Annotated in this window: 19 protein-coding genes; 8 read left to right on the top strand and 11 right to left on the bottom strand. The window is 72.9% G+C overall.

Annotated elements, in window-relative coordinates:
* Positions 1–14: 14 nt before the first annotated feature.
* The 6 genes from ACIGJO_RS01130 to ACIGJO_RS01105 form a co-directional block, all read right to left on the bottom strand.
* The gene (locus ACIGJO_RS01130; protein ID WP_399950185.1) at positions 15–869 is read right to left on the bottom strand and encodes an HpcH/HpaI aldolase/citrate lyase family protein; all 855 of its coding nucleotides are present in this window, start codon (positions 867–869) and stop codon (positions 15–17) included.
* Complete coding sequence (locus ACIGJO_RS01125; RefSeq protein WP_399950183.1) at positions 866–2,065, bottom strand: CaiB/BaiF CoA transferase family protein; 1,200 nt, start codon at positions 2,063–2,065, stop codon at positions 866–868. Before ACIGJO_RS01125 ends, ACIGJO_RS01130 begins: the two co-directional genes overlap by 4 nt.
* A 115-nt stretch (positions 2,066–2,180) precedes the next feature.
* Complete coding sequence (locus ACIGJO_RS01120) at positions 2,181–3,548, bottom strand: ADP-ribosylglycohydrolase family protein (protein WP_399950180.1); 1,368 nt, start codon at positions 3,546–3,548, stop codon at positions 2,181–2,183.
* Complete coding sequence (locus tag ACIGJO_RS01115; protein WP_399950177.1) at positions 3,545–4,729, bottom strand: ADP-ribosylglycohydrolase family protein; 1,185 nt, start codon at positions 4,727–4,729, stop codon at positions 3,545–3,547. Before ACIGJO_RS01115 ends, ACIGJO_RS01120 begins: the two co-directional genes overlap by 4 nt.
* Entirely contained in the window at positions 4,674–5,942 is a 1,269-nt protein-coding gene (locus tag ACIGJO_RS01110) for an ADP-ribosylglycohydrolase family protein (protein WP_399950174.1), read from the bottom strand. Before ACIGJO_RS01110 ends, ACIGJO_RS01115 begins: the two co-directional genes overlap by 56 nt.
* On the bottom strand, positions 5,939–7,177 hold the full coding sequence (locus tag ACIGJO_RS01105; RefSeq protein WP_399950171.1) for an ADP-ribosylglycohydrolase family protein: 1,239 nt from the start codon (positions 7,175–7,177) through the stop codon (positions 5,939–5,941). Before ACIGJO_RS01105 ends, ACIGJO_RS01110 begins: the two co-directional genes overlap by 4 nt.
* A gap of 320 nt (positions 7,178–7,497) precedes the next feature.
* Here ACIGJO_RS01105 and ACIGJO_RS01100 point away from each other — a divergent pair, with 320 nt between their 5' ends.
* From ACIGJO_RS01100 to ACIGJO_RS01090, 3 genes are all read left to right on the top strand, one after another.
* Positions 7,498–8,232 (top strand): VIT1/CCC1 transporter family protein, encoded by a 735-nt coding sequence (locus ACIGJO_RS01100; RefSeq protein ID WP_399950168.1) that lies wholly within the window; start codon positions 7,498–7,500, stop codon positions 8,230–8,232.
* Between the two features lie 535 nt (positions 8,233–8,767).
* Positions 8,768–13,357, top strand: coding sequence for a glutamate synthase large subunit (gene gltB, locus ACIGJO_RS01095; RefSeq protein WP_399950165.1), 4,590 nt, complete (start codon positions 8,768–8,770; stop codon positions 13,355–13,357).
* Positions 13,350–14,828 (top strand): glutamate synthase subunit beta, encoded by a 1,479-nt coding sequence (locus ACIGJO_RS01090; protein WP_399950162.1) that lies wholly within the window; start codon positions 13,350–13,352, stop codon positions 14,826–14,828. The genes gltB and ACIGJO_RS01090 overlap by 8 nt, the downstream gene beginning before the upstream one ends.
* Before the next feature lie 127 nt (positions 14,829–14,955).
* Here ACIGJO_RS01090 and ACIGJO_RS01085 read toward each other — a convergent pair whose 3' ends face one another.
* Both ACIGJO_RS01085 and ACIGJO_RS01080 read right to left on the bottom strand, forming a co-directional pair.
* Positions 14,956–15,204: a hypothetical protein gene (locus ACIGJO_RS01085; RefSeq protein ID WP_399950158.1), complete on the bottom strand. Its 249-nt coding sequence runs from the start codon at positions 15,202–15,204 to the stop codon at positions 14,956–14,958.
* 172 nt (positions 15,205–15,376) lie between these two features.
* The gene (locus ACIGJO_RS01080; RefSeq protein WP_399950155.1) at positions 15,377–16,291 is read right to left on the bottom strand and encodes a rhomboid family intramembrane serine protease; all 915 of its coding nucleotides are present in this window, start codon (positions 16,289–16,291) and stop codon (positions 15,377–15,379) included.
* Positions 16,292–16,456: 165 nt separating this feature from the next.
* Here ACIGJO_RS01080 and ACIGJO_RS01075 point away from each other — a divergent pair, with 165 nt between their 5' ends.
* On the top strand, positions 16,457–17,026 hold the full coding sequence (locus tag ACIGJO_RS01075) for a HutD family protein (RefSeq protein WP_399950152.1): 570 nt from the start codon (positions 16,457–16,459) through the stop codon (positions 17,024–17,026).
* Between the two features lie 75 nt (positions 17,027–17,101).
* On the top strand, positions 17,102–17,617 hold the full coding sequence (locus ACIGJO_RS01070) for a pyridoxamine 5'-phosphate oxidase family protein (RefSeq protein ID WP_399950149.1): 516 nt from the start codon (positions 17,102–17,104) through the stop codon (positions 17,615–17,617).
* An 83-nt stretch (positions 17,618–17,700) separates the two neighbouring features.
* On the opposite strand, the gene ACIGJO_RS01065 is transcribed toward ACIGJO_RS01070, so the two are convergent.
* Genes ACIGJO_RS01065 through ACIGJO_RS01055 form a run of 3 tightly spaced genes read right to left on the bottom strand, consistent with a single transcriptional unit; the run spans position 17,701 to position 20,728 of the window.
* A complete protein-coding gene (locus ACIGJO_RS01065; protein ID WP_399950146.1) occupies positions 17,701–18,687 on the bottom strand; it encodes an acyl-CoA dehydrogenase family protein in 987 nt (328 codons plus the stop codon).
* Positions 18,687–19,832, bottom strand: coding sequence for an acyl-CoA dehydrogenase family protein (locus tag ACIGJO_RS01060; protein WP_399950143.1), 1,146 nt, complete (start codon positions 19,830–19,832; stop codon positions 18,687–18,689). The genes ACIGJO_RS01065 and ACIGJO_RS01060 overlap by 1 nt, the downstream gene beginning before the upstream one ends.
* Positions 19,832–20,728, bottom strand: coding sequence for an enoyl-CoA hydratase (locus ACIGJO_RS01055; protein ID WP_399950140.1), 897 nt, complete (start codon positions 20,726–20,728; stop codon positions 19,832–19,834). The genes ACIGJO_RS01060 and ACIGJO_RS01055 overlap by 1 nt, the downstream gene beginning before the upstream one ends.
* 115 nt (positions 20,729–20,843) lie before the next feature.
* Here ACIGJO_RS01055 and ACIGJO_RS01050 point away from each other — a divergent pair, with 115 nt between their 5' ends.
* The 3 genes from ACIGJO_RS01050 to ACIGJO_RS01040 are packed head-to-tail and all read left to right on the top strand — an operon-like array spanning position 20,844 to position 23,476.
* Positions 20,844–21,626, top strand: coding sequence for an SDR family oxidoreductase (locus ACIGJO_RS01050; RefSeq protein ID WP_399950137.1), 783 nt, complete (start codon positions 20,844–20,846; stop codon positions 21,624–21,626).
* Between the two features lie 60 nt (positions 21,627–21,686).
* Positions 21,687–22,298, top strand: a complete 612-nt coding sequence (locus ACIGJO_RS01045; protein WP_399950134.1) for a TetR/AcrR family transcriptional regulator — start codon at positions 21,687–21,689, stop codon at positions 22,296–22,298.
* A 20-nt stretch (positions 22,299–22,318) separates the two neighbouring features.
* The gene (locus ACIGJO_RS01040) at positions 22,319–23,476 is read left to right on the top strand and encodes an acetyl-CoA C-acetyltransferase (protein ID WP_399950131.1); all 1,158 of its coding nucleotides are present in this window, start codon (positions 22,319–22,321) and stop codon (positions 23,474–23,476) included.
* Positions 23,477–23,712 lie beyond the last annotated feature (236 nt).

The following is a 23,712-nucleotide window of genomic DNA, read 5'->3' as shown; positions in this document are numbered from 1 at the left end:
GCACCCTGTTCCGCTCAGACGCCGGACGGGTCGGTATGGCCGACCCGTCCGGCGTTCCGCTGTCCCAGGGCCAGTGTCCGGCGCGCCGATGCCACCACCGCCGCGTCCACGAACCTCCCGTCCGGCAGTGCCAGCGCACCCGCGTCCACCGCCGAGGCGGCCACGATCTCCTCGGCTGCCTCGATCTCCTCGGCCGTCGGCAGGAAGGCCCGCTCGATCACCGCCAGCTGCCGGGGGTGGATCGCCGCCCGGCCGAGCATCCCCAGCGCCCGCGCCCGTCCGCAGGAGGTCCACAGCCCGTCCAGGTCCCGGACGTCCGGGAAGACCGACTGGGCGGGCGGCGGCAGACCGGCGGCCCGCGCGGCGACCACGGTACGGCTGCGCGGCCAGTCCAGCCCGGCGTCCTCCCGTACCCCCAGATCGGCCCGGAGGTCGGCCTCGCCCAGTCCGATGCCCCGCACCTGCGCGTGGGCCGTCGCGATCGAGTAGGCGTGCTCGATCGCGAGCGCCGATTCGAGCAGCGGGTACAGCGGCACACCGGGGGCCACCGCCGCCACATGGTGCACGGACACCGCGTGCGTGATCTTCGGCAGCCGCAGACCGGAGAGGCCCGGCAGCCCGGCCAGGGCCCGTACGTCGTCCTCGCCGTGCACCCGGACATGGACCGGCACCGCACCCGGGGCGGCGGTGACCGGGTCGGCGAGGAGTTCGGCGGTGGCCGTCCGCGCGTACTCCTTGCGGTCCGGTGCGACCGCGTCCTCCAGGTCGACGATCACCACGTCCGCTCCCGAGCCGAGTGCCTTGCGCACCACCTCCGGCCGGTCCCCGGGTACATAGAGCCAGGTCAGGGGGACGAACAGGGAGGTCACAGGGCTCCCTGGGCACGCAGGTCCATGATGTCGGGAGCCGACAGGCCGAGCCCGGCGAGGATCTCCTCGGTGTCCGCGCCGTGCGGGCGGCCCGCCCAGCGGATCGCTCCCGGTGTCCCGGACAGCCGGAAGAGGACGTTCTGCATCCGCAGGGGTCCCAGCTCCGGGTCGTCGATCTCGGTGAGGGTGTCCAGGGCCCGGTACTGCGGATCCTCCATCACCTCCCGTACGTCCTGGACCGGCGCGATCGCCGCCTCCGCCTTCTCGAACGCGGTCAGGGCCTCTTCCCGGGTGTGCCGGGCGATCCAGTTGCCGACGGCCTCGTCCAGTTCCTCGGTGTGCTCGGCACGGGTGGTGCCCGCGCCGAACCACGGCTCGTCGATCAGTTCCGGGCGGCCGACCAGCCGCATGACGCGTTCGGCGACCGACTGCGCGGAGGTGGACACGGCGACCCAGTGGCCGTCCCCGGTGCGGTAGGTGTTGCGCGGGGCGTTGTTGCGGGAGCGGTTCCCGGTGCGCGGCTGGACATGACCGAGCTGGTCGTACCAGAGGGGCTGCGGGCCCAGCACCGTCAGGATCGGTTCGATGATCGCCAGGTCGACGACCTGGCCCTCGCCGGTGCGCTCGCGCCCGGCGAGTGCGGCCATCACCGCGTACGCGGTGGCGAGCGCCGCGATCGAGTCGGCGAGCCCGAACGGCGGCAGGGTGGGCGGCCCGTCCGGCTCCCCGGTGATCGCCGCGAAGCCGCTCATGGCCTCGGCGAGGGTGCCGAATCCGGGGCGGTGCGCGTACGGGCCGAACTGGCCGAAGCCGGTGACCCGGGCCAGTACCAGGCGGGGGTTGACGGCCCGCAGCTCCTCCCAGCCGATGCCCCAGCGCTCCAGGGTTCCCGGCCGGAAGTTCTCGATGATCACGTCGCTGTCCGCCGCCAGCCGCAGCAGGACGTCCCGGCCGCCGGGGGCGGACAGGTCCAGCGTCATCGTGCGCTTGTTGCGGCCGAGCAGCTTCCACCACAGTCCGATGCCGTTCTTGGCGGGGCCGTGCCCGCGCGAGGGGTCGGGGCGGCGCGGATGCTCGACCTTGATGACCTCGGCACCGAAGTCACCGAGCATCGTGGCCGCGAGCGGTCCGGCGAACAGGGTGGCGATGTCGAGGACCTTCAGACCGGTCAGGGGTCCTTCTGCGGGGTGATTCACGCGGCGTCGCTCTCGCTTCGGTACGGCATGGACGGGGAGGCGCCGGGCAGCGGCCGGACGGGGGAGGAGATGAGCCCGTCCGTGCTCCCCGGGCACGGGAGACGTGCGATGCCGGTCATGTGCGGGTGGCTTCCTGATGGGTCAGTTCGGCGAGGGTGTCGAAACCGGTCGATTCGAAACCGGCGACGGAGGTGGCGAGGCGGTTCTTCAGCGGGGCGGTGAAGCGCTCGGGCAGCGCGGCGGGCCGGCCGGCCAGCAGGCCCGCGAGCGAACCGGCCGTCGCCCCGTTGGAATCGGTGTCCCAGCCGCCCGAGACCGCGCAGCCGACGGAACGGGTGAAGTCCCCGTCGGCGTGGGTGAGGGCCGCGGCCAGCAGTGCGGTGTTGGGCAGGACGTGGACCCAGTGGTGGGTGTCCGCGTACACGGCGTGCAGCCGGTCCACCACCGTGTCGAACTCCGCCTCCGCACGGGCCGTCGCGATGCCGAGGCGGACGGCCCGCGCGTACCGGGAACGGGGCGGGACCACCCGCAGCCCGGCCGCCAGGCACCCGTGCACATCGCTGTCGCCACCGGCCGCCTCGGCGAGCGCGGCAGCGGTGAACATCGCCCCGTACACCCCGTTGGCGGTGTGGGTGAGGACCGCGTCCCGGTGGGCCTGGGCGGCGGCGGCGGCCGGGTCGCCCGGGTGCGTCCAGCCGTGTGCGTCGGCCCGGATCTGGGCGCCGATCCACTCCCGGAACGGGTTGCGGTGACGTGCCGTGTCCGGCGGCTCGATGCCGTCCAGCAGATTGCGGTACGCGATGCGCTCGGCGGTGAAGACGCGGCCCGCCGGGAGTTCGGCGAGCCAGAGCCGGGCGAGATCGGCCGTGGTGAAATCGCGCCCGTGGCGACGGAGCAACAGCACGGTGAGCAGGGGGTGGTTGAGGTCGTCGTCCTCCGGCATGCCGTCGATGTTCTCGGCCAGCGAGGTGGGGGCCGAGCGCCGGTTCCACGGGTACCGCTCCAGCAGTGCGGCGGGTACGCCCCTGGCGGTGAACCAGGTGGTGAGCGGCCAGTTGCCGGTGGCGCGGGCCAGGGCGCGGATGCCGGCCAGCTCCAGCTTCTCGACCGGCTTGCCCAGCAGACAGCCCGCGGCCCGGCCGAGCCACGCGGCGTGCAGCCGGTCCGGACCGGCCGCCCGCCGGCCGGCGGGCGGGGCGGGCCAGTGCGGGCAGGCCGCCCGGATCGCCGCCAGATCCGTGGGCTCGTGGGGCGCCAACGGGGATTCCAGCAGGGCGAGTTCGTCCAGCAGCTCCTCGGCCAGCGCGCGCAGCCGGGGTGCGGCGGGTGGCTCGGACGCGCCGGCGCCCTCCGGGGCGGGCGCGCCGCCGGCCCCGTACCAGCGCCGCTCGATCTCCCGCGCGTCCCGGCCGTCCTGCGCCGCCTGCCGCAGTTCATGGCCGACCAGGTCCTCGGGCTGCACCCAGGTCAGCCGGACGGTCACCGCTCACCGGCCAGCGCGGCGAAGGCCGCCTCGTGCGCCCGGCGGCGGGCGGTGTCCCGTACGAAGATCTCGCGGGCCACCTCCGCCAGCTCCCGTGCCGGGGTGTGCAGGTCGAGGCGGCTGGCCTCGGCGACCGTCTTCGACCAGTCGGCGGGAATCGCCGCCGCGCCGTTCAGCGCGCCCGCCAGGGCACCGCCCATGGTGGCGATCGAGTCGCAGTCGCGGCCGTAGTTGACCGAGCCGAGGACCGTGCGGCGGTAGTCGCCGTCCCCGACGAGCAGCATGCCGAGCGCGATGGGCAGTTCCTCGATGGAGTGCAGCCGGGAGGGCCGGCGGGCGCCGAGGGAGGGGGCGCGGTAGTCCGGGCCCACCGTGTCGAAGGGGGCGACGGCGGCACGCAGGGGGGCCAGCGCCGACTCGAAGTCGCTGTGGCGCACGGCCACTTCACCGACCGCCTCGATCGCGGACCGGGTCCCGTCCTTGGCCAGCGCCGAGGCGGCCGTGACGACGGAGGCGGGGGTGGCGCCCGGGGCGCAGGCGGCGGCGACGGCGGCGGCGAACACCCCCGCGGCCTCCCGCCCGTACGAGGACTGATGAGCCCCCGCGATCTCCAGCGCCTCGGCGTAGGCCGCCTCGGGGTGGGCGGCGTTGACCAGGCCGACCGGTGCCATGTACATCGCCGCACCGCAGTTGACGATGTTCCCGGAGCCCGCCTCGCGCGGGTCGGCGTGGCCGTAGTGCAGCCGCGCGACGATCCACTTCTCGGCCAGGAAGATCCGCTGGAGGGGCAGCGCCTCGGCCTCCAGCTCCGGGATCCAGCGGGGGCGGGACATCAGGTCCGGTACGAGACGACCGGCGATGTCGTAGGCGTCGAGGTGGTCGCGGACGCCGGTGTAGACCCGGATCAGCGCATGGGTCATCAGGGTGTCGTCGGTGACGTGCCCGTCGCCCTTGTGGTACGGGGCGATGGGGCGGGCGGTGCGCCATTCGTCGCCGTGCCAGGGGCCGACGATGCCGCGCACCCGGCCGCCGTGGCGTTCGGCGATCTGCTCCGGGGTCCAGCCTTCGACGGGTCCGCCGAGCGCGTCGCCGACCGCGGCACCGATGAGTGCGCCGGTGATGCGTTCATCGAGCCCGAGCGTGGGGGGTGAGGTCCGAGGGACGGTCGTTGTGGGCGTCATGCCGGAATTGTCCACCCGTGGGGGCCGGTTCCGTGTCTGCCAGCAGCCCGGCGAGTTCGATCAGATCCGTGCCCGCGAGCCGGGGCAGCGCGCAGCCGGCCAGGGTGCGGCAGGCCTCGCGCCAGCCCGCCGGTACGGCGGCGATCCCGCCGAGCGCACCGGTCAGCGCCCCGGCGAGGGCGGGCGCGGAATCGGCGACCCGGGACAGACAGGCCGCCGCCGGTACGGCCTGGGCGATCTCGCCGCGGGCCGCGGTGGTCAGCGCCAGGGCCACCGGCACGGTCTCGGCCGCCGCGATCCCGTAGCTGTAGACATGGTCGACGATCTGGTGCTCCAGCACCGGGACCAGGGCGAAGGCGCCGTGCGGCTCGTCGGCGAAGGCGCGGGCGAGCCGCACGGCGTGCTCGGCGTTGCGGGCGATCTCGGTGCCCTCGGGGAGCTGGGCGAGCGCGGCGTTCACCACCGTGTCGACGTCCGCCCCGGCCAGCGCCTCGGCGACAGCCGCGGCGACGGCCCGCGCGCCGTGCACCCCGTCGCCGTCCTGGGTGTAGCGGGCGTCGAACTCGGCGAGTCCGGCGGCGGCCGCCGGGTCCCCGGGGTGGACGACGGCGAGCACGGCGGCCCGCACACAGGCGGCGTCGTCGAAGTAGTGCGGGTTGTCGTGGCCGGTGGCGGGCGGCCGGAGCCCGGCGGCGAGGTTGCCGAGCCCCGCCCGTACCGAGATCCGGGCCCGCAGGGGGAGTACGGCGGCCTCGATCTCGGGGGCCCGTGCGCCGGCGGCGGCGACTTTCGCGGCCAGCGCGTTCCAGGCCCGGTCCACCGCGTCCCGCGTCCGGCGGCCGGGGGAGAGGCCGTCCACGGGGTCCGCCGCGCCGGCCAGCACCGTACGGGCGGCGAACGCGGCCCACTCGGCGTCGTCGGACGGCCCGAGCCGCAGCGGTTCGGGCGGCTGGTTGAGGGCGATCGGGACCGGGAGCGTGGTGGTGGCGTTCTGCTCGGCGAAGGTGTCCAGCTCCCGGGTGAGCCGCCGCGTCCATTCCGGCATCCGGGCCGCCCGGTGCCGGGCGGCGGGCCATCCGGCGGCGTCCCCGGCGGCCAGCCCGAGCAGCAGGCCCTCGATCCGGGCCCGGCGGCCGGGGGCGGGCACGGCCAGGGGCTCCCGGCCGGCCGGGGGGCCGCCGGTGCGGTGGCCGGTCCGGCGTGCGGTGGTCATCGGTGCTTCTCCCGGCCCGGCCCGGCGGACGCCGAGGCATGTGCCAGGTCCCGCTCGGTCTCCCCGGCCGCACCGGGCCCGCGCGCCCCGCCACTCCCGTCCGCGCCCCGCTCGTCCCCGCCCTCTCGCGCTCCCTTTTCCGCGCCCGTGCTCCCCGCCGCCGCATCCGCGCCCGCGCTTTCCGCCTGCCGCGCGCTCCCCGGGCGCCGCATGTGCCCGGCCCGCGCCGTCTCCTTCCGCTGCTCCGGGGGTTCCGGCTCCTCCGGGGTCAGCAGTTCCGCGATGTCCAGGACGTGGTAGCCCCGCATCGACGGCAGACAACTGCCCCGGACCGGCCCGATCGCCGCCGCCCAGTCCGGTTCGATCGCGCCCGCCCCGTTCAGCGCCCCGGCCAGCGCCCCCGCCACCGCCGCCGTCGTATCGGCGTCGCGGCCCATGTTGACGGCCGTCAGCACCGCCGTACGGAAGTCGCCGCGTGCCGCCGTGAGCGCGCCGAAGGCCAGGCCCACCGCCTCCGGCGCCAGGTCCGTCCACGGGTAGCCGCCGATCACCACGGCCGAACGCACCGCGCGTTCCATGGTGAGCCGGTCCGGGTAGGCGAGCTGAGCGGCCGTCACCGCGCGCCGCAGCGAGCGGGCCGTCCACGAGTCCATCGGGACGACGGACAGCGCGGCGGCGATCACGGAGGCGAGCCCCGCCCCCACCATCGCCGCGGCCACCCCGGCCGCCACGGCCTGCCCGCCGTAGATGCCCTCGCCGTCATGGCTCACCCGGCCGTCGATCGCGACCAGCCGCGCCGCCTCGGCCGGCCGGCCCGCCGCGAACACCCCGAACGGCGCGGCCCGCATGGCGAGACCGTCGCTCCAGGCGTGCCGGTGCTGCGCCGAGATCGGCGCCGCCAGCCCCCGGCGGAGGTTCTCCAGGGTGCCGCGCTCGCTGAACCCGGCGCCGCGGAACGGCCCTTCGTCGAGGTCGGCGATCCAGTGGTGCCAGGCCCGCTCGACATGGGCGACGGTGAGCGCCGAACCGTGCCGGGCCAGCAGCAGCCCGGAGAAGATCGCGTACTCCGTGTCGTCCGTTCCCGCCGGGTCCTCGCTCACGAACCCTTCGATGCGCCCCCAGCGGCGGCGGATCTCGGACGGCCGGAGATTCTCCGCGGGCGCTCCCAGCGCGTCCCCGACGGCGAGCCCCAGCAGTGCACCCCGGGCCCGGTCATTGCCTGCGATCGGTTCCATCGCGTCGCCCTTCGTCCGTGCCGGAGTCCTGATCCCCGTCCTGTCCGATCTGTGCCACGCGGAGCACGGGTAGAGGCTGACAATCGCAATAAAAGGGCCAGTCGGATGAGGCGCCGAGGAGGGGCCGAAGAGAGGCCGAAGAGGGGCCGAGGGCGGGGCCTACGGAGGGTCAGGAGAGGTGAGCCTGCCCTTCCTTCGCAGGTCAGAGGCCTGGTAAGTACGGCCTGCCTTGCTGGCGGGCGCCCGATTTCGTGCGTACTTTCGATGGTGTCGAGCGGGGGCGGAACGCAGGGAGCCCGCTTCCGGAGAAGGGGAGAGCCGTGGCCATCATCGAGACCGAAGCCGTACTGCACGAGGCGCACCGCGACAATCACACCCACCGCGATGTGAACGGCGGCTGGCTGCGCCCCGCCGTATTCGGTGCCATGGACGGCCTGGTCTCCAACCTCGCGCTGATGACCGGAGTCGCGGGCGGAGCGGTGTCCCAGCAGACCCTGGTGATCACCGGCCTGGCGGGCCTGGCCGCCGGCGCGTTCTCCATGGCGGCCGGCGAGTACACCTCCGTCGCCTCCCAGCGCGAACTGGTCGAGGCCGAACTCGACGTCGAGCGGCGGGAGTTGCGCAAGCACCCGATGGACGAGATGGCGGAGCTCGCCGCCCTGTACGAGAGCCGTGGCGTCGAGCCCGCGCTGGCCCGCGAGGTCGCCCGGCAGCTCTCGCGCGACCCGGAACAGGCCCTGGAGATCCACGCCCGCGAGGAGCTCGGCATCGACCCGGGCGATCTGCCCTCGCCGCTCGTGGCGGCCGTGTCCTCGTTCGGCGCCTTCGCGCTGGGTGCCCTGCTGCCCGTGCTGCCGTATCTGCTCGGCGCGAGCGCGCTGTGGCCCGCGGTGCTGCTCGCGCTGATCGGCCTCTTCGCCTGCGGTGCGGTGGTGGCCAGGGTGACCGCCCGCAGCTGGTGGTTCAGCGGGCTGCGCCAGCTCGCCCTGGGCGGGGCCGCCGCGGCGCTGACGTACGGTCTCGGCACGCTGTTCGGTGTGGCCGTCGGCGGCTGACCCTCCGGCCCCCCGGAGGGGCCGGAAGCGGGGCCTGCGCTCACAGCCCTCTCCGGTGGCCGGAAGCAGGCCCGTCCGTACCGCCTTCGCCGTGCCCGTAACGGGCCCGTCCGCACAGCCCTCTCCGGTGGCCGGAAGCGGGCCCGTCCGTACCGCCCTCGCCGTACCGGCAACGGGCCTGCTGCCCGTGTGACGTACGTCCTGGCACCCGCCACTGGGCGGATCCGGCCCGGCGGCCGTAAAATGAGACTCTATGCAGGACTGCACATAAGTAGTCGTTACCCAGCGGTTTCGTTTTCTTTGCCGCCGGGCATGAGCCGTAGACACACGCAGGCAACGACGCCTGCTCTCTGCGGATCCCAGGGCGCCGATCTTCCGACCGCGACCCACCTCACTGTCACCACAGTGTCCGTATGTTGGAACGAGCCTTCCGCTTCTTGAGAAGCGCCCCATCATGTAACCTGCACAAAATTTCGCAGAGGGCCAACGTCGTCCCTCGGCACTTGCATATGCCACGACGACGACGGGAGAGCCGATGCGTACTCACGCCTGGTCGCCCATGGACGGTCGCCCCGCCCAGCAGGGGTTGTACGACCCCCGTAACGAGCACGACGCCTGTGGCGTCGGGTTCGTGGCCACTTTGACCGGTGTGGCCGGCCATGAGCTGGTCGAGCAGGCGCTGACCGTACTGCGCAACCTCGAACACCGCGGCGCGACCGGATCCGAGCCCGACTCGGGTGACGGCGCCGGCATTCTGCTCCAGGTCCCGGACGCCTTCCTCCGCGAGGAGGCCGCCTTCGCCCTCCCCGAGGCCGGCTCCTACGCCGTCGGCATCGCCTTCCTCCCCGCGGACGACTCCACCGGGGCCGTCCGCGCGATCGAGGACATCGCCGCCGAGGAGGGCCTGACGGTCCTCGGCTGGCGCGAGGTCCCGGTCGCCCCGGACCTCCTCGGCAACGGCGCCCGCGCCACCATGCCCGAGTTCCGCCAGCTCTTCGTCGCCGACAGCGAGGGCACGGCGAGCGGCATCGTCCTGGACCGCAAGGCCTTCGTCCTGCGCAAGCGCGCCGAGCGTGAGGCCGGGGTGTACTTCCCCTCGCTCTCCGCCCGCACGATCGTCTACAAGGGCATGCTCACCACCGGGCAGCTGGAGCCGTTCTTCCCGGACCTCTCCGACCGCCGGTTCGCCACCACGGTCGCGCTGGTCCACTCCCGCTTCTCCACCAACACCTTCCCCAGCTGGCCGCTCGCCCACCCGTACCGCTTCGTCGCCCACAACGGCGAGATCAACACGGTCAAGGGCAACCGGAACTGGATGAAGGCCCGCGAGTCCCAGCTCGCCTCCCGCCTCTTCGGCGAGGCACAGCTCGACCGGATCTTCCCCGTCTGCACCCCGGACGCCTCCGACTCGGCCTCCTTCGACGAGGTCCTGGAGCTGCTCCACCTCGGCGGCCGTTCACTGCCGCACTCGGTGCTGATGATGGTCCCCGAGGCATGGGAGAACCATGACTCCATGGACCCCGCCCGGCGCGCGTTCTACCAGTACCACGCCACGATGATGGAGCCCTGGGACGGCCCGGCCTGCGTCACCTTCACCGACGGCACCCAGGTCGGCGCGGTCCTCGACCGCAACGGGCTGCGCCCCGGCCGCTACTGGGTCACCGACGACGGCCTCGTCGTCCTCTCCTCCGAGGTCGGCGTCCTGGACATCGACCCCGCCAAGGTCGTCCGCAAGGGCCGCCTCCAGCCGGGCAAGATGTTCCTCGTCGACACCGCCGAGCACCGCATCATCGAGGACGACGAGATCAAGGCGTCCCTCGCCGCCGAGCAGCCCTACCAGGACTGGCTGGAGACCGGCGAGATCGGGCTCGGCGACCTCCCCGAGCGCGAGCACATCGTGCACACCCACGCCTCGGTCACCCGCCGCCAGCAGACCTTCGGCTACACCGAGGAAGAGCTCCGCGTCATCCTCGCGCCGATGGCCCGCACCGCGGGCGAGCCGCTCGGCTCCATGGGCACGGACTCGCCGATCGCCGCGCTCTCCGAACGGCCCCGGCTGCTCTTCGACTACTTCACCCAGCTCTTCGCCCAGGTCACCAACCCGCCGCTGGACGCCATCCGCGAGGAGCTCGTCACCTCGCTGCGCTCCTCGCTCGGCCCCCAGGGCAACATCCTGGAGCCGACCGCCGCGGCCTGCCGCAGCGTCACGCTGCCCTTCCCGGTGATCGACAACGACGAGCTGGCCAAGCTCATACACATCAACGCCGACGGCGACATGCCGGGCATGAAGGCCGCCACCCTCGCCGGCCTCTACCGGGTCGGCGGCGGCGGAGAGGCCCTGGCCGCGCGGATCGAGGAGATCTGCGCGGAGGCCGACGCCGCCATTGAGGACGGCACCCGTCTGATCGTCCTGTCCGACCGGCACTCCGACGCCGAGCACGCGCCGATCCCCTCTCTGCTGCTCACCGCGGCCGTCCACCACCACCTCATCCGCACCAAGCAGCGCACCCAGGTGGGTCTGCTGGTCGAGGCCGGAGACGTCCGCGAGGTCCACCACGTCGCCCTGCTGATCGGCTACGGCGCCGCCGCGGTCAACCCGTACCTGGCGATGGAGTCCGTCGAGGACCTGGTCCGCGCCGGCACGTTCATCGACGGCATCGAGGCCGAAGCGGCCATCCGCAACCTGATCCACGCGCTCGGCAAGGGCGTCCTCAAGGTCATGTCCAAGATGGGCATCTCCACCGTCGCCTCCTACCGCGGCGCCCAGGTCTTCGAGGCCGTCGGCCTGGACGAGGCCTTCGTCGCCACGTACTTCAACGGCACCGCCACCAAGATCGGCGGCGCCGGACTCGACGTCGTCGCCAAGGAGGTCGCCGCCCGGCACACCAAGGCGTACCCCGCCTCCGGCATCGCGGCCTCGCACCGCGCACTGGAGATCGGCGGCGAGTACCAGTGGCGCCGCGAGGGCGAACCGCACCTGTTCGACCCGGAGACCGTCTTCCGCCTCCAGCACGCCACCCGCAACCGGCGCTACGACATCTTCAAGAAGTACACGGACCGGGTGAACGAGCAGTCCGAGCGCCTCATGACGCTCCGCGGACTGTTCGCCCTCCCGCACGAGCGCGGCACCTCCGAGCGCGAGCCGGTACCCCTCGACGAGGTCGAGTCCGTCTCCGACATCGTCAAGCGCTTCTCCACCGGTGCCATGTCCTACGGCTCGATCTCCCGCGAGGCGCACGAGACCCTCGCCATCGCCATGAACCAGCTGGGCGGCAAGTCCAACACCGGTGAGGGCGGCGAGGACGCCGACCGTCTCTACGACCCGGCGCGCCGCTCCTCCATCAAGCAGGTCGCCTCCGGCCGCTTCGGCGTGACCAGCGAATACCTGGTCAACGCGGACGACATCCAGATCAAGATGGCGCAGGGCGCCAAGCCCGGCGAGGGCGGCCAGCTGCCCGGCCACAAGGTCTACCCGTGGGTCGCCAGGACCCGGCACTCCACCCCCGGCGTCGGCCTGATCTCCCCGCCGCCGCACCACGACATCTACTCCATCGAGGATCTGGCCCAGCTGATCCACGACCTCAAGAACGCCAACCCCGTGGCCCGTATCCACGTGAAGCTGGTGTCCGAGGTCGGTGTCGGCACGGTCGCCGCGGGTGTCTCCAAGGCGCACGCGGACGTCGTCCTCATCTCCGGCCACGACGGCGGCACGGGCGCCTCCCCGCTGACCAGCCTCAAGCACGCGGGCGGCCCCTGGGAGCTCGGCCTCGCCGAGACCCAGCAGACCCTGCTGCTCAACGGCCTGCGCGACCGCATCGTCGTACAGACCGACGGCCAGCTCAAGACCGGCCGCGACGTCGTCATCGCCGCGCTGCTGGGCGCCGAGGAGTTCGGTTTCGCGACCGCGCCGCTCGTCGTCTCCGGCTGCGTCATGATGCGCGTCTGCCACCTCGACACCTGCCCGGTCGGCATCGCCACCCAGAACCCGGTGCTGCGCGACCGGTTCTCCGGCAAGGCCGAGTACGTCGTGAACTTCTTCGAGTTCATCGCCGAGGAGGTCCGCGAGATCCTCGCCGAGCTGGGCTTCCGCACCATCGAGGAAGCCGTCGGCCACGCCGAACTGCTGGACACCGAGCGGGCCGTCACCCACTGGAAGGCCCAGGGCCTCGACCTGGCCCCGCTCTTCCACGTTCCCGAGCTGGCCGAGGGCGCCGTCCGCCACCAGGTCGTCGAGCAGGACCACGGCCTGACCAAGGCGCTCGACAACGAGCTGATCAAGCTCGCCGCCGACGCGCTCGGCGCGGACACCGCCGAGGCCGCCCAGCCCGTCCGGGCCCAGGTCGCGATCCGCAACATCAACCGGACCGTCGGCACCATGCTCGGCCACGAGGTCACCAAGAAGTTCGGCGGTGCGGGCCTGCCCGAGAACACCATCGACATCACCTTCACCGGCTCCGCGGGCCAGTCCTTCGGCGCCTTCGTACCGAAGGGCGTGACGCTGCGCCTGGAGGGCGACGCCAACGACTACGTCGGCAAGGGCCTCTCCGGCGGCCGCGTCGTCGTCCGCCCCGACCGCGGCGCCGACCACCTCGCCGAGTACTCCACCATCGCGGGCAACACCATCGGCTACGGTGCGACCGGCGGCGAGCTGTTCCTGCGCGGCCGCACCGGCGAGCGGTTCTGCGTCCGCAACTCCGGCGCCACCGTCGTCTCCGAGGGCGTGGGCGACCACGGCTGCGAGTACATGACCGGCGGCCACGCCGTCGTCCTCGGCGAGACCGGACGCAACTTCGCCGCAGGCATGTCGGGCGGTGTCGCGTACGTCATCGACCTCGACCGCGACAACGTCAACATCGGCAACCTCGGCGCGGTCGAGGAACTGACCGCCACGGACAAGCAGTGGCTGCACGACGTGGTGCGCCGTCACCAGGAGGAGACCGGCTCCACGGTCGCCGAGAAGCTGCTCGCCGAGTGGGACGGCGCAGACGGTGGTGTCTCCCGCTTCAGCAAGATCATCCCGTCCACCTACAAGGCAGTGCTCGCCGCCAAGGACGCCGCTGAGCTCGCCGGTCTCTCCGAGCAGGAGACCACCGAGAAGATGATGGAGGCGGCGACCAATGGCTGACCCCAAGGGCTTCCTGACCACCGGCCGCGAGGTCGCCGAGACCCGCCCCGTCCAGGAGCGCGTCAAGGACTGGAACGAGGTCTACGTTCCGGGCTCGCTGCTCCCGATCATCAGCAAGCAGGCCGGCCGCTGCATGGACTGCGGCATTCCGTTCTGCCACAACGGCTGCCCCCTCGGAAACCTCATCCCCGAGTGGAACGACTACGCCTACCGCGAGGACTGGACCGCCGCGTCCGAGCGCCTGCACGCCACGAACAACTTCCCGGAGTTCACCGGGCGGCTGTGCCCCGCTCCCTGCGAGTCGGCGTGCGTCCTCGGCATCAACCAGCCCGCCGTCACCATCAAGAACGTCGAAGTCTCCATCATCGACAAGGCGTGGGACAGCGGCGACGTCACCCCGCAGCCGCCCGAGCGCCTCTCCGGCAAGACCGTCGCCGTCATCGGCTCCGGACCGGCCGGACTGGCCGCCGCCCAGCAGCTGACCCGGGCCGGCCACACCGTCGCCGTCTACGAGCGCGCCGACCGCATCGGGGGCCTGCTCCGTTACGGCATCCCCGAGTTCAAGATGGAGAAGTCGCACATCAACCGGCGCATCGAGCAGATGCGCGCGGAAGGCACCAAGTTCCGTACCGAGGTGGAGATCGGCACGGACATCGACGCCGCCAAGCTCCGCCGCCGCTACGACGCGGTCGTCATCGCCGCCGGTGCCACCGTCTCCCGCGATCTGCCCGTCCCGGGCCGTGAGCTGAACGGCGTGCACTTCGCGATGGAGTACCTCCCGCTCGCCAACAAGGTGCAGGAGGGCGATCTGACGGTCTCCCCGATCACCGCCGAGGGCAAGCACGTCGTCGTCATCGGCGGCGGTGACACCGGCGCCGACTGCGTCGGCACCGCCCACCGCCAGGGCGCGGCCTCCGTCACCCAGCTGGAGATCATGCCGAAGCCGGGCGAGGACCGCAGCGCCGCCCAGCCGTGGCCGACCTTCCCCATGCTCTACAAGGTCACCTCCGCGCACGAGGAGGGCGGCGAGCGGGTCTACTCCGTCTCCACCACCCACTTCGAGGGCTCGGCCCCCGAGGAGGGCCAGGCGGTCGGCAACGTCCGGGCGCTGCATCTGGTCGAGGTGGAGTTCAAGGACGGCAAGCTGGAGCAGAAGCCCGGCACCGAGCGCCGCATCCCCGCGGACCTCGTCACCCTCGCCATGGGCTTCACCGGCACGGACCAGGCCAACGGTCTTGTCCAGCAGTTCGGCCTCGAACTCGACGGACGAGGTAATGTTGCCCGTGACGACAACTACGCGACCAATGTCGACGGCGTCTTCGTCGCCGGGGACGCGGGCCGCGGGCAGTCGCTCATCGTCTGGGCCATCGCCGAAGGCCGCTCCGCGGCACGAGGCGTGGACCGCTACCTGACCGGGACCAGCGCACTGCCGGCCCCGATCCGCCCGACGGACCGGTCGCTGCTGGTCTGACCCCACGGGGTTCCCCTGACCGGGAATCCCCCCAAAAACGTCCCGTACAACGGCGTGCGGAACTGAACGCGGCGCCTGCGCAGTCCCCGACCGGACCATGCGGGCGCCGTGGCGCGTCCGGGGCCGGCTACTGGACGTCGGCCCCGTGCGGGTGCGAGGCGTCCGCAGGGCAGACGAACACCCGGTACGCCCCGTACCGCCCCACCGCGATCTGTGTCGGCTCACCGGCCGACGGTACGGGGGGGAGGTCCGGATCGGTGGGCGAGGGGTCCTCGCGCGGCCACCAGCCCGCCCCGCCCCACTCGCTGGAGTCGATGGTGAGCATCAGCCGCAGCTCCCGCCCGCAGTCGCAGTACTGCCGCTGGAGATCGGTCACGCTCCAGCTGTCCCAGCCCCCGGCCTTCCAGCCGGGCGCCAGGGAGAGGGCTGCGTCCCCGCCGTCGGCGCGCCGGGCCGCGGATGCAGCCGGGTGGCGGTACGGGCGTACGGGGCGATCTCCGGGAACAGCGCCGCGATGTCGACCGGACGGGGCGGCGTCGTACGGCTCATCAGGCACCGCCGCCGGTCAGCTCCGCCGTCCTGAGGGCGACCGCCACGGCCAGCAGGCACAGCAGCACCAGCCCGCCCACGGTCTGCGCCGCCGAGTTCCGCAGCTTCGCCGGGGCGTAGGCGAGCCCGTACGTCACCAGGGCGCCGGTCAGCAGACCGCCCAGGTGCCCCTGCCACGAGGTGAGCGCCGCCGAGACGATCATCCACAGCAGGAGCCCGGCCATGAACCGGTTGACCGCCCGCATGTCCCGGCCGAGCCGCCTGCTGATGACGTAGAACGAGGCGGCGACCCCGAAGACCGCGCCGGACGCGCCCACCGTCATGGTGTCGGGGGAGACCAGATAGACCAGCACCGAGCCGCCGGCCGCCGACAGCAGATACAGCGCCAGATAGCGCGCCCGGCCCAGCTGCCCCTCCACGACCCGGCCCAGGTTCCACAGCGCGAGCATGTTGAAGACCAGGTGCATCACCCCGAACGAGGCGTCCGGCGGCAGATGCAGGAAGGTACCGGTCAGCAGCCGGTACCACTCGCCGTCCGCGATCCCGGTCAGCTCGTACCCGGGGACCGTCCCGCCCTCGTACTGGTACCGCCCGCCCTCCGGATCGACCAGGACCGCCCCGAGCACGCCGAAGCGGTCCACGATCGAGGGCCTCGCCACCTCCGCGATGTACACGAGGACGTTCAGCGCCATCAGCACCTGGGTCACGACGGGCCTCGCCGCCGATGACACCGCGCCGCCGAAGACCGTGCGGGCCTGCCGCACCGACCGCCGTCCCTCCTTCACGCACTCCACGCAGTGATGACCGACCGAGGCCTCGCGCATGCAGTCGGGGCAGATGTAGCGGTCGCAACGGGTGCAGCGCACATACGTCTCGTGGGACGGATGGCGGTAACACGTGGTGGCGGCCTCCATGACCGGCTCCTTCACTGCTGGCTGAGACAAAAGGGCCGGTGGGGACGGCGGCGCTCAAGATAGCGAACCCGGCAGGGGACGCCCTGCCCGGGGCGCCGCCGCACGGCCCGGGTGACCTACCCTCAGGAGTCCGCGACGCGCGGAGCGGAGACACAGGGAGACGACATGGCCGGCTCGCCGCACGTACTGAGGGCCGCCGGGCGCGCGGCCGTGCCCTGGAAGAACGGCGGGGGAGTCACCCGCGAGATCGCCGCCGGCCCCGAGGGCGCGGCGATGGACGCCTTCGACTGGCGGATCAGCCTGGCGGAGGTCGCCGCCGACGGGCCGTTCTCCGTGTTCGACGGCGTCGACCGTACTCTGACCGTGGTCGAGGGCGCCGGGATACACCTGCTGGTGGGCGGCGAGCACCACATCGTCGACGAGCCGCGATGGCCCCACGACTTCCCCGGGGACCTGCCGGCCGAGGGCCGGCTGCCGGCGGGGCCGGTCGTGAACCTCAACGTGATGTGGCGCAGGGGCCGTACGCGGGCGGAGACCGCCGTCGTCAGGGGCACCGTCCGGCTGCTGCCCCCGCCCGGCGGAGCGGTGCTCGCCCTCGCGCTCGACGGCGGCACCGTCATCGACGGTACGGACATCGCGCTGGGTCCCTACGACGCGGTCCTGGCGACCGGCGCGTCCACCGGTGTCCTGCGCACGATGGGCGACGCCGTCCTGGTCACGCTGTCCCCCGCGTGAATCCGCCGTAGGACGGCGTCCGATCCGGTGACCATCGGCCATACCGGACAGAAGGTGTCGGGTTTCGGGTGTTCGATGGCTGCCATGACGTCGACCTCACCGGCCTCCTGGGCGGACTTCGCAGCGCAACAGCCCGACTACGCCGACATCGTGCGCAAGCGGTTCCAGCAGTACAAGCACCATGTCCTGGCCACCCTGCGCAAGGACGGCTCGCCCCGGGTCACCGGCCTCGAAGCGGAATTCCGCCTCGGTGAGCTGTGGCTCGGCATGATGCCGGGCTCCCGCAAGGCCCTGGACCTGATGCGGGACCCGCGCTTCGCGCTCCAGGCCAACCCGGGGCCCGACGCCGAGATGGCCGACGGCGACGTCCGCGTCGCCGGGCGCGCGGTGGCGGTGACCGACCCCGGGACCCTGGCCCGTTTCGCCGAGGCGGTCCAGCCCCCGGAACCCTTCCTCCTCTTCCGCGCGGAACTGACCGAGGCGGTCCGCACCACGCTGGAGGGCGAGACCCTGATCATCCGGACCTGGCGCCCCGGCCACGCCCTGCGCACCGTCCGCCGGGGCGGCGACGACCCGCGAGCCGGAGCCTGAGAGGGCGGGGCGGGCGCGCAGGACGGTCACCGGCCGCCCCGCGCGCCGCCGCCCCCACAGCACGCTGCCGCGCCGGGCCCCCGCTATCCGGCGAGCACCCGCTCCCGGCACGCCCCCGGAGTCCCCCACGCGTCCCGCAGCGGCCGCGCCTTGCGCAGCCACAGCGACAGGTCCAGCTCCTGCGTGTACCCCACGGCACCGTGCAGCTGGAGCGCGGTGCGGGCCGCCGCGTACCCCGCCTCGCCCGCCAGCACCTTCGCCGCCGCGATGTCCGCCCCGGCCCGCGCGGAGCCCTCCGCCAGCGACACCGCCGCCCCGTACAGCGCCGGACGGGCGAACTCCAGCCCCAGCAGGGTGTCCGCCAGCCGGTGCTTGACGGCCTGGAAGGACCCGATGGGCACCGAGAACTGCGTGCGCTGCTTGACGTACCCGACCGTGGAGCGCAGCAGCTCCTCCCCGGTTCCCAGGGCCTGGGCCGCCGTCGCGAACGCCGCCCAGTCGCCCGCCGCCCGTGCCCCCGCCACCACCCGGGGCCCGGCGGCGAGCACCGTGCCGCCCTCCTCCGGGACGAACAGCCGCCGCGCCGGGTCCGCCGAGGCACGCGGCTCGCCGGGCCCCGGCGCGAGCCGCAGCACCTCCCCGTCGACCACGAACACCGCGTCCACCGCGTCCGCGTCCAGGGCGTACGGCCCGTACCCGTCCAGCCGCAGGCTCGCCGACGCCTCCCCGGAGGCCAGCCGGGGCAGCCACTCCTTCGCCGCCGGACCTCCCACCGCGCCCAGCAGCACCGCGGCCGCCACCGACTCCACCACCGGACCCGGCACCGCGTGCCGCCCCAACTCCACGAAGGAGAGGGCGAGTTCGACCGGGAGGAGCCCCACGCCCCCGTGCGCCGGGGGGACCGCGAGAGCGAACACCCCGGCATGGGCGAGCCGGGCCCACAGGGCTCTGCCCGGGGCGTGGTCCCCGGCGCCCCACGCCCGTACCGCCGACGGGGTGTCCGAGGCGCTCAGCATCGCGTCCAGCGAACGGGCGAACTCCCGCTGCTCCCCGTCGAGGAGGAAAGGCATCAGCGCCGTCCCTTCGGCAGGCCGAGCAGCCGCTCGGCGATGATGTCCCGCTGGATCTCGTTCGTACCGGCGTAGATCGGGCCGGCCAGGGAGAAGACGTACCCCTCGGCCCACTCGGACTCCGCGAGCTCCGCGTCCGGGCCCAGCAGATCGAGCGCGGTCTCGTGCAGCGCGATGTCGTACTCCGACCAGAACACCTTGTTCAGGCTCGACTCCGCGCCGATGGCCCCGCCCGCCGCGAAGCGCGCCGCGCCCGCGCAGGTGAACAGCTGATAGGCCCGCGCCCCGATCACCGCGTCGGCCACCCGGTCCCGCAGCGCCGTGTCCGAGGCGTCGCCCCGCGTACGCCACAGTCCGGCCAGCCGGTCCGCCGCCGCGAGGAAACGCCCGGGGGAGCGGAGCGTGAGCCCGCGCTCGTTCCCCGTCGCCGACATGGCGATACGCCAGCCCTGGCCGGGCTCCCCGATGATGTCCGCGTCCGGTACGAAGACCTCGTCCAGGAACAGTTCGGCGAACGCCGGCTTCCCGTCGAGCCGCCCGATCGGCCGCACCGAGACACCCGGCGCCGACAGGTCGAACATCAGATACGTCAGCCCCTGATGCGGCTTCGCGGCCCCGGGATCCGTCCGGAAGACGCCGAACGCCCGGTCCGCGAACGCCGCCCGCGAGGACCAGGTCTTCTGTCCCGACAGCAGCCACCCGCCGTCGGTGCGCACCGCACGCGAGCGCAGCGACGCCAGGTCGGAGCCCGCCTCCGGTTCGGACCAGGCCTGGGCCCAGATCACCTCGCCGCTCGCCATCGGGGGCAGCACCCGGGCCCGCTGCTCCTCGGTCGCGTGGTCGAAGAGCGTCGGGGCGAGCAGATTGATGCCGTTCTGCGAGACCCGGCCGGGCGCTCCGGCCGCGTAGTACTCCTCCTCGAAGGCCAGCCAGCCGAAGATGTCCGTGTCGCGGCCACCGAACCGGCCGGGCCAGGAGACCACCGACCAGCGGTCCGCGTGCAGCCGTGCCTCCCACTCCCGGTGCGCGGCGAACCCCTCCGCCGTCTCCAGCGACGGCAGCGGCGTGGCCGGTACGTTGGCCCGCAGCCAGGCCCGTGCCTCGGCCCGGACGGCGTCCGTCTGCGCCGAGTGCGCCAGATCCATCACGCACCCGCCTTCTTCATCGAGGCGATGTCCATACCGCCCAGGGAGTCCGCGGCCGTCTCGGCGTTGTGGGCGTGGGCGAGGTGATGCAGCCCGAACACCGAGTCCAGGCCGGTGTGCAGCCCCTGGAGATCCTCCGCCTGATTCACCGCGCGCTTGGTGAGCGCCAGCCCCAGGCGCGGCATCGCGGCGATGCGCAGGGCCAGTTCCGTGGTGCGTTCAGCGAGTTCGGCCCGCTCCACGACCCGGTTGACCATGCCGACCTCGTACGCCCGCCGGGCACTCATCCGGTCTCCGGTGAACAGGAACTCCTTGGCGATCCGGGGCGGCATCACCCAGGGGTGCGCGAAGTACTCGACACCCGGGATGCCCATCCGCACCACCGGATCGGCGAAGAACGCGTCCTCGCTCGCCACGATCAGATCGCAGATCCACGCCAGCATCAGCCCGCCCGCCACGCACGCCCCGTGCACGGAGGCGACGACGGGTTTCGGCAGCTCGCGCCAGCGCCGGCACATCCCGAGGTAGACCTCCGACTCCCGGGCGAAGCGGCTCTCCGCGCCCGTCTTGTCGCTGTGGTCCCACCAGAGCCCGGCCCGGCGTTCGAAGGGCAGATGCGCGTCGCGCTGCGGGGTGCCGATGTCATGGCCCGCCGAGAAGTGGTCCCCGGCCCCGGCCAGCACGACCACCTTGACCTCGCCGTCCTCGGCCGCGCGGTAGAAGGCGGCGTCCAGCGCGTAGGTCATCGCGGAGTTCTGGGCGTTGCGGTAGCGGGGCCGGTTCAGCGTGAGGTACGCGACGGGGCCCCGGCGCTCGTACAGCACGGGCCCGCCCTCACCGATGGACGGCGGGCCGGGCGTCGGATCGGGCGTGGCGCCGGGTGTCGGATCGGGCATCGGCTCATCCTTCCCTAACAAGTGTTTGGTAGGTTAATGTACGCGCACCGGCACCGGCTAGAGGATGTGTCACACAGCCCCTGGCCCCGCTGCCGCCGAGCGGAGGGGGCAGGGCGTGAACGCACCGCAGTACCTACCGGGCCACGGACTGCTGGCCTCCCGAGGCGCCGTCGTGACCGCGGCCGCCGGGGCCGGGATCGGCGGAGCCACCGCCCGCCGGCTCCTGGAGGAGGGCGCCCGCGTCGTCATCGGCGACGCCCACGCCCGCCGCCTCAAGGAGACCGAACGGGCCCTCGCCGAGGAGTTCGGCGCCGACCGCGTCACCTCCCTGCCCTGCGACGTCACCGACGAGACCCAGGTCCGGGCCCTCTTCGCCCATGCCGAACAGGCCCACGGCGGCCTCGATATCGTCGTCAACAACGCCGGCCTCGGCGGCACCGCCGAACTCACCGAGATGACCGACGAACAGTGGACCAAGGTCCTCGACGTCACCCTCAACGGCACCTTCCGCTGCACCCGCACCGCCCTGCGCTCCCTCAAGGCCGCGGGCGGCGGAGGCGTCGTCATCAACAACGCCTCCGTCATCGGCTGGCGCGCCCAGAGCGGCCAGGCCCACTACGCCGCCGCCAAGGCCGGCGTCATGGCACTCACCCGCTGCGCGGCCGTCGAGGCCGCCGCGTACGGCGTGCGGGTCAACGCGGTCGCCCCCAGCCTCGCCATGCACCCGCACCTGGCGAAGGTCACCTCCGAGGAACTCCTCGCCGAACTCACCGCGAAGGAGGCCTTCGGCCGGTACGCCGAACCCTGGGAGGTCGCCAACGTCATCGTCTTCCTCGCCAGCGGCTACTCCTCCTACATGACCGGCGAGGTCGTCTCCGTGAGCAGCCAGCATGCGTGAGACCGCCGCGGGCCCGCGCGCACGGGCGGGCCGGACGGCGGGCGGGCGGACAATGGACGGGTGCCTACCAAGAAGAAGCCCCAGGTGACCCCCTCGCCCGAGCGGCGCCGTGAACTGCTCGCCACCGCCGCGGAGGTCTTCGCCGCGCAGGGATACAACGCCACCACCGTCCGCCGGATCGCGGACGAGGCCGGGATGCTCGCGGGCAGCCTCTACTACCACTTCGATTCCAAGGAATCGATGGTCGACGAGATCCTCTCCACCTTCCTCGGCGAACTCTGGGAGGGGTACGACGCGGTACTGGAGGCCGGTCTCAGCCCCAGGGAATCCATCGAGGCACTCGTCACCGAGTCCTTCCGGGAGATCGACCGGCACCGGGCCGCCGTCGCCATCTACCAGAAGGAGTCCAAGCACCTCGCCACCCAGCCCCGCTTCCAGTACCTCATCGACTCGCAGCAGAAGTTCGAGAAGGCCTGGCTCGGCACGCTGGAGCGCGGCGTCGCCGACCGGTCCTTCCGCGACGACCTCGACATCCGGCTCACCTACCGGTTCGTCCGCGACACCGTCTGGGTCGCCGCGTCCTGGTACCGGCCCGGCGGACAGCACAGCCCCGAGGAGATCGCCCGCCAGTACCTCTCGATGGTGCTCGACGGGATCGCCCTGCGTCACTGACCACCCAAGGAGCAGCAGTCATGGCCGAGGCCTACATCGTCGAAGCGGTACGCACCCCCGTCGGCAGGCGCAAAGGGGGCCTCGGAGCCGTCCACCCCGCCGACCTCGGCGCCCATGTCCTCAAGGCCCTGGTCGCCCGCAGCGGCATCGACCCGGCGGCCGTCGAGGACGTCGTCTTCGGCTGCCTCGACACCGTCGGGCCGCAGGCCGGAGACATCGCCCGCACCTCCTGGCTCGCGGCCGGACTCCCCGAAGAGGTTCCCGGCGTCACCATCGACCGCCAGTGCGGCTCCTCCCAGCAGGCCGTCCACTTCGCCGCCCAGGGCGTTCTCTCCGGCACCCAGGACCTGGTCGTCGCCGGCGGCACCCAGAGCATGACGCAGATCCCGATCGCGTTCGCCTCCCGGCAGGCCGCCGAACCCCTCGGCCTCACCCAAGGCCCCTACGCGGGCAGCGAGGGCTGGCGCGCCCGGTACGGCGACGCACCCGTCAACCAGTTCCACGGCGCCGAACTCATCGCCGCGAAGTGGGGCATCGGCCGCCGCGACATGGAGGAGTTCGCCCTGCGCTCCCACCGGCGGGCGGTCCGGGCCATCGACGAGGGCCGCTTCGCCCGCGAAACCGTCGCCTACGGGGAGGTCACCGTCGACGAGGGGCCGCGCCGCGACACCACCCTGGAGAAGATGGCCGCGCTCAGGCCCGTCGTGGACGGCGGCACGATCACCGCCGCCTGCTCCTCGCAGGTCTCCGACGCCGCCGCCGCCCTGCTGATCGCCTCCGAACGGGCCGTCGCCGAGCACGGCCTCACCCCGCGCGCCCGCATCCACCATCTCTCCGTACGCGGCGAGGACCCGATCCGGATGCTGTCCGCCCCTATCCCGGCCACCGCCCACGCACTGAAGAAGACCGGCCTCACCCTCGACGACATCGACCTCGTGGAGATCAACGAAGCCTTCGCGCCGGTCGTCCTGGCCTGGCTGAAGGAGACCGGCGCGGACCCGGAAAAGGTCAATGTGAACGGCGGGGCGATCGCCCTCGGGCACCCGCTCGGCGCGACCGGCGTCAAACTGATGACGACCCTTCTCCACGAACTGGAACGCACCGGCGGCCGCTACGGCCTCCAGACGATGTGCGAAGGCGGCGGCCAGGCGAACGTCACCATCATCGAACGGCTCTGACGCCCGGTCCCGGAGCCGGGGGAAAACAGCCGGGGAACCTTGGGACAACGGGCGTCCAACGCTCCGGGGCGGCACTCGGACACACTCCGGACACCGCCCCGGAAACCGCCCGGAAACGGCCCCGGACCCCTCCTGGTCAGCGACGTTCCCCGCCCGGCGGCAGGACGCGATCCGCCGCCGGGCGACAGGACGTGCTACGGTGGTCCAGTTGCAGTTTTGGTACCCATGAACTTTAT

This window comes from Streptomyces sp. NPDC079020 (genome assembly GCF_044542225.1).
Taxonomy (GTDB): domain Bacteria; phylum Actinomycetota; class Actinomycetes; order Streptomycetales; family Streptomycetaceae; genus Streptomyces.
Note: the sequence above shows the minus strand (reverse complement) of the source record. Positions and strands in the feature narration are given on the sequence as shown.

Coding starts and splice junctions, on each gene's coding strand:
- ACIGJO_RS01080 (WP_399950155.1), bottom strand. CDS start 16,291: ATGGAGGCCGCCACCACGTGTTACCGCCATCCGTCCCACGAGACGTAT.
- ACIGJO_RS01055 (WP_399950140.1), bottom strand. CDS start 20,728: ATGCCCGATCCGACACCCGGCGCCACGCCCGATCCGACGCCCGGCCCG.
- ACIGJO_RS01075 (WP_399950152.1), top strand. CDS start 16,457: ATGGCCGGCTCGCCGCACGTACTGAGGGCCGCCGGGCGCGCGGCCGTG.
- ACIGJO_RS01110 (WP_399950174.1), bottom strand. CDS start 5,942: ATGACCACCGCACGCCGGACCGGCCACCGCACCGGCGGCCCCCCGGCC.
- ACIGJO_RS01060 (WP_399950143.1), bottom strand. CDS start 19,832: ATGGATCTGGCGCACTCGGCGCAGACGGACGCCGTCCGGGCCGAGGCA.
- ACIGJO_RS01105 (WP_399950171.1), bottom strand. CDS start 7,177: ATGGAACCGATCGCAGGCAATGACCGGGCCCGGGGTGCACTGCTGGGG.
- ACIGJO_RS01115 (WP_399950177.1), bottom strand. CDS start 4,729: ATGACGCCCACAACGACCGTCCCTCGGACCTCACCCCCCACGCTCGGG.
- ACIGJO_RS01065 (WP_399950146.1), bottom strand. CDS start 18,687: ATGCCTTTCCTCCTCGACGGGGAGCAGCGGGAGTTCGCCCGTTCGCTG.
- ACIGJO_RS01070 (WP_399950149.1), top strand. CDS start 17,102: ATGGCTGCCATGACGTCGACCTCACCGGCCTCCTGGGCGGACTTCGCA.
- ACIGJO_RS01040 (WP_399950131.1), top strand. CDS start 22,319: ATGGCCGAGGCCTACATCGTCGAAGCGGTACGCACCCCCGTCGGCAGG.
- gltB (WP_399950165.1), top strand. CDS start 8,768: ATGCGTACTCACGCCTGGTCGCCCATGGACGGTCGCCCCGCCCAGCAG.
- ACIGJO_RS01090 (WP_399950162.1), top strand. CDS start 13,350: ATGGCTGACCCCAAGGGCTTCCTGACCACCGGCCGCGAGGTCGCCGAG.